This is a genomic window from Chitinophaga eiseniae (assembly GCF_012641265.1).
GTDB classification, from domain to species: Bacteria; Bacteroidota; Bacteroidia; order Chitinophagales; family Chitinophagaceae; genus Chitinophaga; species Chitinophaga eiseniae_A.
This window is the reverse complement of the sequence record NZ_JABAHZ010000001.1, coordinates 774,125-787,485: the sequence shown is the minus strand read 5'-3', so window position 1 is coordinate 787,485 and position 13,361 is coordinate 774,125. Positions and strand designations below refer to the sequence as shown.

Annotated in this window: 9 protein-coding genes; 3 read left to right on the top strand and 6 right to left on the bottom strand. The window is 48.0% G+C overall.

Translation table 11 applies throughout. The features are described 5' to 3' along the window. Positions 1 to 175: 175 nt before the first annotated feature. The 6 genes from HGH91_RS03145 to HGH91_RS03120 all read right to left on the bottom strand — a co-directional run bounded on the left by HGH91_RS03145 (position 176) and on the right by HGH91_RS03120 (position 8,069). Positions 176 to 1,621 (bottom strand): RagB/SusD family nutrient uptake outer membrane protein, encoded by a 1,446-nt coding sequence (locus HGH91_RS03145; protein ID WP_168736994.1) that lies wholly within the window; start codon positions 1,619 to 1,621, stop codon positions 176 to 178. A gap of 7 nt (positions 1,622 to 1,628) precedes the next feature. Further along, complete coding sequence (locus tag HGH91_RS03140) at positions 1,629 to 4,871, bottom strand: SusC/RagA family TonB-linked outer membrane protein (RefSeq protein ID WP_168736993.1); 3,243 nt, start codon at positions 4,869 to 4,871, stop codon at positions 1,629 to 1,631. A 215-nt stretch (positions 4,872 to 5,086) separates the two neighbouring features. Further along, on the bottom strand, positions 5,087 to 6,121 hold the full coding sequence (locus tag HGH91_RS03135; RefSeq protein ID WP_168736992.1) for a FecR family protein: 1,035 nt from the start codon (positions 6,119 to 6,121) through the stop codon (positions 5,087 to 5,089). Positions 6,122 to 6,231: 110 nt separating this feature from the next. Next, entirely contained in the window at positions 6,232 to 6,798 is a 567-nt protein-coding gene (locus HGH91_RS03130) for an RNA polymerase sigma-70 factor (protein WP_211092183.1), read from the bottom strand. Positions 6,799 to 6,920: 122 nt separating this feature from the next. After that, positions 6,921 to 7,250 (bottom strand): DMT family protein, encoded by a 330-nt coding sequence (locus HGH91_RS03125; RefSeq protein ID WP_168736991.1) that lies wholly within the window; start codon positions 7,248 to 7,250, stop codon positions 6,921 to 6,923. Positions 7,251 to 7,490: 240 nt separating this feature from the next. Continuing rightward, complete coding sequence (locus HGH91_RS03120) at positions 7,491 to 8,069, bottom strand: hypothetical protein (RefSeq protein ID WP_168736990.1); 579 nt, start codon at positions 8,067 to 8,069, stop codon at positions 7,491 to 7,493. A gap of 254 nt (positions 8,070 to 8,323) precedes the next feature. Here HGH91_RS03120 and HGH91_RS03115 point away from each other — a divergent pair, with 254 nt between their 5' ends. From HGH91_RS03115 to HGH91_RS03105, 3 genes are all read left to right on the top strand, one after another. Further along, positions 8,324 to 8,866 carry an RNA polymerase sigma-70 factor gene (locus HGH91_RS03115; RefSeq protein WP_168736989.1) on the top strand — a complete coding sequence of 181 codons (543 nt, stop codon included), beginning with the start codon at positions 8,324 to 8,326 and terminating at the stop codon, positions 8,864 to 8,866. Between the two features lie 71 nt (positions 8,867 to 8,937). Further along, positions 8,938 to 9,915 (top strand): FecR family protein, encoded by a 978-nt coding sequence (locus HGH91_RS03110; protein ID WP_168736988.1) that lies wholly within the window; start codon positions 8,938 to 8,940, stop codon positions 9,913 to 9,915. 22 nt (positions 9,916 to 9,937) lie between these two features. Continuing rightward, positions 9,938 to 13,315, top strand: a complete 3,378-nt coding sequence (locus tag HGH91_RS03105) for a TonB-dependent receptor (RefSeq protein ID WP_168736987.1) — start codon at positions 9,938 to 9,940, stop codon at positions 13,313 to 13,315. Positions 13,316 to 13,361: the final 46 nt, after the last annotated feature.

The following is a 13,361-nucleotide window of genomic DNA, read 5'->3' as shown; positions in this document are numbered from 1 at the left end:
ATTGTCAAAAGTAATAATTAATTAGTGGGAGTTGAAGAGAAATTGGTTGAATGGCGGAATAGGGCTATAAAAACAAAAATCCCCCCGCTTTTGGCGAGGGGACTTCTTTTCTTCATAAGCAAATAACCAACCAGCTTGTAAGCAAAAACCAATTATTAACAAAGGCGGTTTAGATTTAATTGTATCCTTCGTTCTGCTGGTTGCGTATGTTGGGGTTAGCATCCAGTTCTCTCTGTGGGATGGGCAGTATTACTTTGGTACTGGGCCAGGCCACTGGTATCGTTTTATCACCCGCCAGGTATTTGGTGAATGAATGTTTTGTTCTGTTTAAGTCGAACAGGCGGTGTCCTTCAAACGCCAGTTCTTTTCGTCTTTCCAGCAGGATCGCTTCCAGCAATGCAGGGCCGGTAACAGTTACCGGCGCCGCGGCCGGATCTGCGCGCTGCACCACCATGTTCAGATCAGCCAGTGCTTCCGTTGTTCTTCCAAGGTGGGCTAATGCTTCCGCACGGATCAGGTATAATTCCGCCAGCCGCATCACCTTAATACTTTCGGAGAAAGTAGTTACATCATTGTATTTCGTAATGATGTTGGCCGGGTTCTCTCCTCCACTACCAGCGCGTTTACCCTTCTTTAAAAAATTGCGCCGTACATCCGTGCTGGTATAAATGTTATATATATCGTTTGTTGCCAGCACATCTCCGTAGCCATCCTGGCTGAAGATGTAGGCCAATCCGTCCGTTCCCTGGTTATCAACCGGGGTATTGATTACTTCAAAGATCGTTTCACCGTTGCCGGTATTTTTAAAATCGCTCACCAGTTTGTCGGTGGCCAGCAGCTGGTATTTATGGGCGTTGATAACATCGCTGGCGTAAGCTGCCGCTCCAGCCCAATCTTCTTTATACAATAATACCCTTGCCAGCAGTGCCTTTGCGGCATACACATTCAAATGTCCGGATGAAAAGGCCGTGCTCCCGCTTTCTTCGAATCGGCGGATGGCGGTGGTAAAGTCGCTGATCACCTGTGTGTAGGTATCCCTGATGTTGCCACGGGAAGGCGACTGTACCGAATCTATATTCGTTACCGTTACAATGGGTATTCCCATATTTGTACCGGTGGGTGTATAATTATAAGGTTGCGCGTACAGGCGTGCGATATCAAAAAATACCAGGCCTCTCACGCCATAAGCCTCTGCTATCATCGCCCTGGCTGAAATCGTGTCTGTTGCAGCAGGCAACAGGGTTATTGACGGGCCTTTCATGATCACCATATTGGCGTTGGCCACTACGCTGTATAACTTATTCCAGGTATCGGTAACGGATACATCGTTGGCAGTAACAATATACTGGTCATGGTTACGATAGCGGTTAGAGTTGATCACGCTGATAAACGCGTTGTCCGCCCGCAAATCGGGCAGCAAAGGCATCGTACGGCCGTAATAGTTAGCGTCCTGCAAGAGGGAGTATACACCGCTGACGGCAGCTTGTAATCCCGGCAGGTCTCTGATGGTTTTACCGGTTTCGGCCGACTGGTCTGGTTTCAACTCAAGGAAGTCCCTGCTACAGGCTCCCAGCAAGCCTGCCACTATGATGATGATGCTGAATGAGTATCTCTTTTGCATGGCTTCCTTAAAAATTTACATCCATACCTACCAAAAACGTTTTAAATACCGGCGGGCGTTGATCGTAATCCCCTGTTACCGGTACTTCCGGGTCCATCGTGAGCCGTTTATCTTTTACGTATGTCCATAAGTTGTTGCCGCGCACATAAATTTTCACTTCCCCGATATTGGCTTTTTTCAGCCAGGTAGCGGGCAGCGCATAGGCCAGCATTACATCTCTCAACCGGATAAAGCTGCCATCGTACAAGAACCTGGAAGAGAGTTGATTGCTCAGGCCCGACTGGGTGTTGCCGAACACGACTTTCGGTACGCTGGTGATATCACCGGGATGTTGCCAGCGGTTTTCGTAAGTGAGTCGCGACATCTTTGCGCTGCTTCCAAATCCGCCGCTGCCGTCGGATTCCGTGAAGGCGCCCCAGTTGTCGTATACCTTGTTGCCCCAGTTAAAGAAGAACTGAAAGTTCAGCTCAAATCCTTTATACCTGAAATAATTACTGATACCGCCATAAAATTTAGGGAGCGCACTGCCCTGGTTAAAACGTTGCGCTTCGCCGTAAACCTTGGTGGTAGTAGTTTTCGTAGCATCTTTATACCAAAGGGCCTCTCCTGTTTGTGGATCGGCGCCGGCAAATCCGGCCAGGTAGAACTGGTAAAAATCGGTGCCCAGCTCTCTCCTGTAGATCAGGCTGGTGATGGGATTGTCCAGTTTTGTAATCGTATTTGTCAGCGTAGAGAAATTAGCATCTGTACGCCACGAGAAGTCATTTTCATTGGTGGCAATGATATTGCGGGAGGAAAGGGATATTTCTATGCCCTTATTTTTCATCTCTCCGTTATTCCTGAAAATGGTGGTGATACCATTTGCCGATGATACCGGTACATTGAGCAGCAGCCGGGAGGTGGTTCTGTTATAGTATTCCACCGTACCGGATAACCTGTTGTTTAGTACCGCAAAATCGAGTCCCACGTTAAACGGTTTGTTCTGTTCCCAGGTGAGGAAAGGATTGGGGTATTGTGTCAGCACATACCCCGGCTTTCCATCGTAATCATTTCCCGGACTGTACAGCGACAATGAGGCATAATTATCAATAGCCTGGTTTCCGTTGCTGCCGTAGCTAGCTCTTAATTTCAATTCATTGATGCCGGTTACCTGCTGGAGGAATGGTTCGCGGTAGATATTCCAGGCGGTTCCCATCGACCAGAAGGCGGCACTTCTTTTACGGCTGCCAAATCGGGAAGAGGCGTCTCTCCTGATGGAAGCCGAGAGATAATATTTTTGTTTGTAGTCATAACTGTTGTTCAAAAACAGTCCGGTTAATGAGTTGGCGCTGGATACCGAGGTCACTGATTCAGGTTTGGAAGCATCTGCCAGCAGCTGCAGGTTGGGCAGCAGGTTAGATGCCTGTGTGGTATTGCCGCTGTTGGTTGTTTTTTGTGCTTCGTATCCTATAAAAGTGTTGATACCATGATATCCCCAGCGCTGGTTAAAGCGCAGGATATTTGTAGATACCCAGTTGTTCCAGAGATTGTTGTTGACCGATATCCAACCATTCGTATTTCTTCCGTCGCCAAAGCCGGGCGATAAGAACAGGTTGCTGCGGGCATAGTTCAGATCGAGGCTGATTTTGGTTTCGAAGGAAAGGTAGTTGGTAAAGGCGTATTTAGCGGCAGCTCCTCCGAGGAGGCCATAGGTAGTACCGGTGCGGCTGTTGCCGTTAAGTACCGCTACAGGATTAAAGGTATTATTATAGCTGAAATCATAGCTGCCGTCGTTGTTGTAAACCTTCAGCCAGGGCTGTAAGCGCACGAGTGCGCGCACTGGGTTGGCCATGAGTCCCACATCTCCTACTGCGTTGGCGCGCTGGTAGGCCAGGGAGAGATTTACGTCGAATGACAGGCGGCTGGTGGCCTGATTGCTCAGGTTGATCCTGCTGGTCATGCGTTTATAATCTACTCCTTTGAGGGCGGATTTAGAGTCGTACAGGCCGCCGGACACATAAAATTTAGTTTTATTACTTCCGCCGGCGGCAGATAAATTAGCCTGTGTGTAGTTACCATGGCGGGTGAGGACATCGATCCAGTTGGTATTTACTGTGGTATCGACTCCCCTGGCGCGGAGTTCCTGCTGAAATCCGGCTTCGCCGGTACCGTCTGCCTTATGAACCCATCCTTCGCGTAGCAGTTCCATCATTTCTTTGGTACTGAGTGGATAGTTAGCGCGGGGAATGGTGAGCTGGTTGCTTCCGGTTTGTACCGAAGCATTGAGCCGGGTACGGCCCTGGGTACCGGTTTTGGTCGTAATAAGAATTACGCCGTTGGCGGCCCTGGAGCCATAGATCGAGGCAGCGGCGGCATCCTTTAAAACGGAAATCGAGGCGATATCAGCACTGTTGATTCCCGCAAGGGTATTTACGTTATAATCCGTGAGATTGTCGGTCACCACTGGTACACCGTCCACCACATATAGCGGGGAGCTGCCGGCGGTGATAGAACCGATGCCGCGGATATAAACGCTGGGTACGGAGCCGGGTTGACCGGAGCCGTTGGTAGATTGTAAACCGGGTACATTGCCTTGTAAGCTTTCCTGGAAGCTGCTACGGGGCGCCTTATCATACAAAGAGGCGTTGACCATAGTAGCTGATCCTGTCAAAGAACTTTTTGTTTGCACGCCATAGGCTACCACCACTACTTCATTCAATCCTCTGGCATCGTCTTTCAGCGTGATGTTAAAGTGGGCGGTATTATTGACCGGCACTTTCTGCTCTTCATAACCGATGAAAGAACAGATCAATACTGCTGTGGGCGGCGCCTCCATCTTGAACTGTCCTTTTTCGCCGGTCGTTGTTCCTTTATTGGCGCCTGCAATCCGAATACTTACACCGGGCAACGGATGTCCGTAAACATCTGTGACCACGCCACTGATACTTAGTCCGGTACTGGCTTTCTCCTCTGGAGCAATGGCAACCAGGTTAGCAGAAAGTTGCTTAAAAGTCAGGCCAGTGTTCTTCAGTATCTTCCGCAACACATCTTCTGTCCATGCATTCTCCATGTCCACTGATACTTTGCTGTTAGCTGGCAGCTGATCGTTGCGATATACAAAGCGGTAGCCGCTTTTCTTTTCAATCAGCTTCAGCAACCGGGTCAATGGCAATGAATCTGCTTTTACGGAAATGCGCCGGTCTTGCTGACCGTAAGCATTTCCTGCTATTTGCAAACAGGTAATAAGAATAATAAAGGACACCAGTTTCATTATCAATACAACTTTTCCCAATGTTTTTATACGCAAAAGGATTGCATAATGTATGAATTTTTTCCATACATTTAGGTTGTAAAAGGTCATAAAACTACGACAGCACTACATTGCCAAGTGAAGCTAACTGCCGTTTGATCTCAACAAGGGGGTAAATGTTAGCAGCATTTACCCTTTTTATATGAGAGGTATCGATTTCTGTTTTCTTCCAACCCCTATTGGGTAATAAATATTTCGTTGCCGGTGATCCGGAAGCGAAATGATGTTGTAACCTTCAGCGCTTCCAGTACTTCCGGAAACGATTCATTTTTAAACGTGGCGGTAAAGCGGTATTGTTTCAGTTTTTCTCCGTTGAGATGTATTTTGATACCATACCAACGCTCCATTTTACGCGCAATATCTTCAAAGCTGTCATTGTCAAATACCAGGTAATTATTGTACCAGGCAGTTTCTGCCACGAGGCTATCCTGCTGATTATAGCGGATATTTTCTACCCGGTATCCATCTACCTGTCCTGCTGGTTTGGACGATGCGAATTCATTGTTGTGTTGTAAAACGATTTTCTGATTGGGCAACAACCTGATGGTACGTTCTACTCCATCATTGAGGGTTACTTCCACGGCGCCGGTAATCAGTGTAGCTTCAGTGGTTTCATCCTGCGTATAGGCTTTCACGTTAAAGGAAGTCCCCAATACCTGGATATTCATTTTGGTGGTATGGATGGAGAAGGGTTTCGCTGCATTTTTTGCTACATCAAAAAAGGCTTCGCCTTCCAGTGTTACCTCCCGGCTATCCAGGTTGTTCATATCAGGATGATAGGTTAAACGGCTGCCGCCATTGAGCCAGACTTCCGTCCCGTCGGGCAATTGTGCCCGAGAGCGCGAGCCATCTCTTGTGAAGATGGCTGCGACACTGGCTTTGTTCCCCATTAAAGGGGTATTTCTCATAAGCAGATATACGCAATAAGATCCCAGCATCAGTACCAGTACCGATAGTATGGCGGTGAGCTTGCGGATGTTCCGGCCTGTTCTTTTCACGGGCAGTTCTTCCATGGGGAATTCCGCCTCCATTCTTAACAGGTGCTTTTCGAGGGCACTTTCTGTTTTTTGTTCCCAGGCATTATCGTTGCCTGCCGGAGGCCAGTTACTTAATACAGACAGCTTGTATCTCATATCGGGGTCTTTCTGCATCAGCTCTTCCAGCTCACGCAGCTCCCCCATCGTGGCTTCGCCCGATACCTTTCTTCCCATCAAAAGCCATATTCTTTCCTGTTCCATGTGTATGATACAAAAGCATGATTATATAGAAGGACAAGTAAATATTCCCAATCTACTACTCCGACTAAAAAAAAAATTTTAAATTATTTTGTCCTGGTAAAAGAGAGGTTGATCACCTCGCTGATTTTTTTGAGGGCCTGGGCCATGTGTACGTCAATGGTATTGACAGAAATATCGAGGATTTGGGCTACCTCTTTGTATTTCAGGCCATCTTCCCGGATGAGCTTAAAGATCATTTTCCGTTTGGGGGGCAGGGCATTTACGGCGGCCTCGATCCTTTTTACCATTTCCCCGGAGATGAAGATCTGTTCCGGGGTGGCATAACTTACTGTAAAATCGACCGCCAATTCATCCAGGCTGAAATGCTGGGTACGTGCCGCCTTATTGAGGTAGTTGAGGGCTATGTTTTTGGCAGATACATAAAGATATACTCTCAGATTATCGACCTGTAGTAGTCGTTCCCGGTGTTTCCATACATTCACAAAAACATCAGACGCTATTTCCTCGGCCGATTCCCAGGATTTGATGATAGAATAGGCAAACTGGCTCAATGGTTTATAAAACAACCTGAATAATGCCTTGTATGCCTGCTCATCTCCCAGTGATGCCACCCGTTCCGCCAGTAACTGTATATTAGCGTCTTCCCTCAATGCAATGTTTTTTGGTTGAAAAGTGAATCCCTAAAGATAATACAGATTAATTTTTAATTTAACATTGGATTATATCTTTTTTTATATAATACATTATATTGTTAATATATTTCTTTTCCGGGTCATTTCTTAAACATGAAATATACGGCGCCGATAAGGAAAACAAACGACACCAGGTAATTCCAGCGAAGCGGTTCTTTCAGGAAAGTAACGGCGAAAATGCTGAACACAGTGAGCGTAATGACTTCCTGGATGGTTTTTAGCTGAAAGCCACTGAACCCTTCCTGGGCGCCATATCGGTTGGCCGGCACCATAAAGCAGTATTCAAAGAAGGCGATGCCCCAGCTGATAAGGATTACCTTCCAGAGGGCTACATCCTGGTGTTTGAGATGCCCATACCAGGCAACGGTCATAAAGGTATTGGAAACGGTGAGTAGAAGAATGGTGCGCATGCGCTGTAATTGAATTTTTAAAGATTGGACGCAATTTACAGCGTATTTATGAAAAAGCCGACGGGCTATAAACCCGGTCGGCTCGTCATTTTAAAAAAAACAGGCAGCATCTTTTATGGTTCTCCTGCTGAAAAAACAAAAAAGAGGGACCGGTGAAGGTCCCCCTGCATCAAACCAAAATGGGGCTTCCATTGTGGATGATCTTGTGTTGTTGGTTGCTATTTCATTATAAGAAAACTACTATTGTTCCAGCTTAATCTCGCCCAGGTCGGTAGCTTTACCTTCTTCCACCTTCACATCTTTTAATACGGCATTTTTGTAAGGGCTTTTACCAAAAATGGTGATGGTATAAGTACCAGCTTTAGCAGCAGGGATGGTGAATGCACCCTGGGAAACGGCGCCTTTCAGTTTATCTGCACCATTTACGGCTTCTACTTCAGCAGCACCATCTGCGGGGCTGATTTTACCAGTGATAGCACCCCCTTCTACAGCTACACTTTTCAGCGAATCAGTAGTTTGCAACGAGTCCATACGTTGTAAAGAATCCCTTCCGCTCAGGGAATCCAGGCGTTGTAAAGAGTCAACACCAGTCAGTGAATCCAGACGCAGACTTTGTAAAGAGTCTACTCCATACACTTTCATTGAATCTAAGCGAACAAGGGAGTCTACACTACGCAGAGAATCTACCCCAGCGATTGAATCCACCATTGTGGCGGTGCTGTCTGCGGACTTCACTGCGGTGGCGCCGGCATTTTTAAATGCGGACATTCCTACGACCATTGTTGCTAAAGCGAGCATTCCTACAATTGATTTTTTCATGGCTTCAATATTTACATGGTTAATATTTAATAAGACTTTTATCCGTGCTATGATGAAAGTGCATGGTTTTTGTTATATGCCCTCATCGTTGGCTGCCGTATAGTAACAATACATTCGACAATGGTGATACCATTAGTCAAAGAAATGTTAAAGTGAAAAAAAGAATCATTGCAGCATTAACAGGCAAGCATTCTTAATTAGTACTTTTAAAAATTATCTTTGCCGTACGGAAAGAAATACAAAAGACGAAACGCATGTTGCAATTGAGTAATGACGAAATAGTAAAAGGTATCCGGAGCAGGAATAAAGATGTCTTTGAGGCTGTTTTTAAACAGTTCGCCCCTTCTATGTATAATATCGCCGTACGCTATGTAAAGAACGAGGATGATGCGAATGATATGGTGCAGGACGTATTCCTCAACTTGTGGAAAGGTGCGGAAAACCTGGATGAAAGAGCCCCTATTAATCATTACCTGGCCCGGGCCACTGTTAACACCTGTTTAAATCGTATAAAAAAAGAACAACGGCAGGAAGTATATACCCGGGAACAAATGCTTCAACCTGTACCTACCGCCAACAGTCATTCACAGCTGGAACATAAGGAGCTGGAGGCCCAATACCGTCACGCCCTGGAAAAATTACCGGATCAATGCCGTCGTGTATTTGAGATGAGCCGCCTGAAAGGTTTGTCGCCGGCCGAAATCGCTGATCAGTTGAATATCTCTATTAATACCGTGTACGCGCATCTTACCACAGCGTTGAAACGATTGCGGGTAGACCTGATCAACAAGCCTTAGCCTGACCAAAATTTTTTTTTAACATCGCTTAATGGTATAACGTTATCCGGTTGTATTACTAATAAGTAGCCATGAATAATCAAACTGACATAGATATAGTAGTCCGTTACCTGGAGGATCCGGAAAATGAGCTGTTAAAGCAACAGCTTAATGAATGGATTCAACAGGATCCTGGCCATCTCGACATATTCCTGGATATGAAAGCTATGTGGCAGGGCGATCCACTCCCCGCTCCTTCCGCTTTCGATACTGCCGGAAAATGGGAAGAGCTGAACGCCAGGCTGGATAAGGCTGCTGTGCCTGCTGCTACGGCGCAAGCTAACACCCGTGTCATTAAAATGAACCGCCGGTATTGGTGGGCTGCTGCCGCTGTGCTGGTCATTGCCGGCACCTGGACCCTGATAGGGCCTGGCGGCTACAAAACCTTCGCTACGGCTCAAACACAGGATAGCCTGCGTTTACCGGATGGCTCCATGCTTTACCTGAATGCCAATACCAGCGTACGCTATGCCCGTAGTTTCGGAAAAGATAACAGGATCGTAAAAATAGATAAAGGCGAAGCCTTCTTTGACGTAAAGCCAAATGAAACCCTTCCCTTCATTGTAAATGCACCGGAAGTAGAAGTACAGGTACTAGGTACCGCCTTCAATGTAAAAGCTGCCAATACCGGCGTAAAAGTGTTTGTACAGTCCGGAAAGGTAAGCGCCGCCTACAGGGGCACTGAAAAGAAAGTGATCCTGACCCCTGATATGGAAGCCTCGCTGAAATTGCATGGCAGCACCATAGATACACACGTACATAAAAAGAATAATAATATACTGGCCTGGAAAACCAGAACCCTCACATTTGATGAAGCGCCGCTGAACGAAGTAGCAGAAGCGCTGGAAGATTTTTATCATGTACAGGTGCATATCAGCAGCCCACAACTGGCGGATCAAAAGCTGTTGGCTACCTTCCCCAATATGGCATTGGACGAAGTACTGGACATTATGAGAAAAACCCTCCGCATCAATATCACGCATAAAAACGACCTGGTAGACATCTACTGATTCGCGCCCTGACCACTTGCTTATGCAGCAATTTTTGCTACAGGCGCGATGCTCCAATACCAGGTTTGGAAGCGTGCCTGCCTTTATTTTCGTTGTTATCCTGGTATTGGCGACTGCCCTGGCAGTGGCCCAAAATCCTATTGCCCCACCCAAACGTATTTCACTGCAATTCAGCAATGCGCGACTGAAAACCGTTATCCGGGAGATAGAACGGCAGACCCAGTATACTTTCGCCATTTCTTCCCAGGAGCTGGAAACCCGCCACGGCGTTAGCTTACATGTACATAACGCCACTTTACAGGAAGTACTTCCCAGTATCTTTCCCCCTTCCCGTTATAAGGTAGAAATCAGAGATGGACAGATCATCGTGATCCCTATCAATGCTGCGACTACCGACACGACGCCTCCTATTCCCCTTCCGGCCGACTCCACCAAGTGGCTGGTGGCCGGTAATGTATCGGATGGAGAACAACCGCTCAGCGGCGTATCTATCCGTGAAAAAGGCACGACTAACGGTACCGCCACTACGGAGAATGGCAGCTTTAAACTCAACGCCGCCAGTGGGCAGGCCATTTTACAAATATCCCTGATCGGCTATGAAACAAAAGAAGTGTCCATCCGGGAACGGAGAAATATCAACGTATTACTGCAACCCGATCTTCGTAAGCTGAATGAACTGGTGGTACTGGGCTATGGCCTGCAAAAACGCGCTAATATCACCGGCGCTATCTCACAGGTAGACGGCGTACGCCTCCGCAGCAGGCCTGTAGCCAATGCTATGGCAGCCCTACAGGGCACTGCCACCGGCCTGGTAGTAACCCGCAGTAATGGCCAGCCCGGGCGTGAAGGCTTCAACATACAGGTACGGGGCGTTAGCTCCGCCTCCGGCAGCAACACGCCTATCATTGTAGACGGCGTTCCCGGCTCCCTGGCAGTGCTCAACCCCGATGATATTGAATCGGTATCTATCCTGAAAGATGCTTCCGCTGCAGCCATCTATGGCGCCCGGGGAGCAGGCGGCGTGGTACTGGTAACCACCCGTACCGGCAAACCCGGTAAACTGAAAGTGGACTTTAGTACCCTCGGTGGATTTGAAACGCCCATACGGCTGCCCAATCGCGTACCTTCCTGGATAGCCGCCACCATGCAGAACGAAGCGGCCCAAAATGCCGGTCAGCCGATCCCCTGGCAACCCACAGAAATTGCCCTGATGCAATCCGGTAATCACTATGCCATTGATTACCTGCACCCTGACTATTATAAATACTACTATAACCTGGATCAGCTACACCTGCTCACCAAAAGCAAAACAGGGGTAGAAAATTATAACGTGTCTGTAAAAGGCGGCGACAGCGCCAACCAGTTTTCCGCCTCGCTGGGATACTTCGGGCGACAGGGACTCTTCGCGGCAGGCCCCGACAGAACACGCCGGATGAATGCCAGGGTGAACATGAATAACCGGCTCAATAAACATTTTAGCCTGGAAACAAGATTGTCTTACGCCCAAACCAATACCTTTTCTCCCGCGCAACCGGTAGAAGGACCCAATGGCTTGCTGGCCGGACTTTACCGCGGCCCCGGCAATGTGCCCGTTTATGTGCCGGGCACCCAGCACTTTGCCGATGGCGGCGCCCCGGTATATGCCATTCTACAAGACGGTGGCAGGCGGGATGAAAAAAACAACTATATCGATGGGGTATTTACCCTGCGGGCCGACAGCCTGGCGAAGGGACTCACCTTACGATTGATTTACAGCCCCCAGCGTCATATACTGCAGGATAACCTGGGCAGAAATACCATTGCCGGCTGGAACAGGGTAGACACCACCACGCTGGTACAACCTGGTAACCTGGTACAGCAAAGCCGGCTGGAATCCAAAGGCGGCAACCTTCAAGCACTGGCGGATTATGATCTGAAAACCGCCAAACATACCATTCATCTGCTGGGAGGCTTTACACAGGAAACCTACAATACCACCCAAAATACGGTGGCAGCGTATGATACCGGTAACCCTGACCGCTTTGATAACGCGCGCGACTATACGCAGTTGCTGGCGGCTTCCGGTTCTTTACAGTCGCTCTTCGGGAAAATAAATTATAACTACGATAATCGCTACCTCGTAGAGGCCAATCTCATTGCGGCCCACCTGGTGCAATACAGCACCCTGTTTAATGGCGGATCACAATGGCAGGCCTTCCCTTCTTTTTCAGCAGGGTGGCGACTGAACAACGAAAGCTGGTTTAGCAATGCGCTTCCTTTCTTCAACGAGTTTAAACTGCGCTGGTCGTGGGGACGTCTGGGCAACGTGAACAGCTGGAACAGCATTCCTAACGATGAGCAACTGCAGACCTTTACCTTCCATCCAGGCTGGCGTTCCCTGTTGCCATTTGTATATAAGAATCCTGTACTACAGGCCAATGGTTGGGAAAATATCGCCACCAATAACTATGGCTGGGATGCTACCTTGTTCAGGGGACAGCTTAGCTTGTCGGCCGATTACTTTACCCGGCGCAATAAAGACATGCAAATGCCGGAGCTGATGGCCTCCACACAGGGCGCCTGGCCCATTGCATTTCAAAGAGGCGTACTCAAAACCTGGGGCTGGGAAATCAATGCCGGCTGGAAACATGACCGGGGGCCGTTTACCTGGTATATCAATGCCAACCTGTTTAACAGCCGCAATGAGGTATTGCAACATGAGCATATTATGCCTAAGCCCGGCTGGAACCAAGGCATAGCAGGCCACCCGTATTCCTCGCTGTTTGGCTACCAGGCAGACGGGTACTTTCAAACGGCAGCAGAAGTAAATCAGCACGCCTACCAGGGCCCAAACACTGCTCCGGGCGATATTCGTTACCGGGACATCAATGGCGATGGAAAAATAGATGAGGCAGACCTGGTTTACCTGGGCAGTCCCGATCCCCGGTTGTCTTATGGCATAGATGCCGGCTTTGCCTGGAAAGGCTTTGATTTTTCGGTTTTCTTTCAGGGGGTGGCTCAGCGTGAGGTAATGCCTGATCCCCGTTATAATATGCCTTTTATCAGCTCCTGGCAGCAGCCCTGGGATATCAACCAGGACTATTGGACGCCGGAGCGCCCGAATGCACTGTTTCAAAGGCTTTATCTTAATGATCAGCAAAACAGTGTACCATCTTCCCACTGGGTAATGAATGGTTCCTATATCCGGCTCAAAAACCTGCAATTGGGTTACACCTTTCCCAGGAACTGGCTGAAGCGGATATGGTTGAGTAACCTGCGGATATACTTCTCCGGGCAGGATCTGTGGGAGACGACTAAAATGAAAATAAAATATTACGATCCTGAACAGGCAGGTGGATATAACGGGTACGCCTATCCGTTCTTTAGGTCTTATACCCTGGGACTTACCGTAGGATTTTAATCTCTCCCCTGCTTAAAATAATAATGCCCTTCACCGTTGGCGAAGG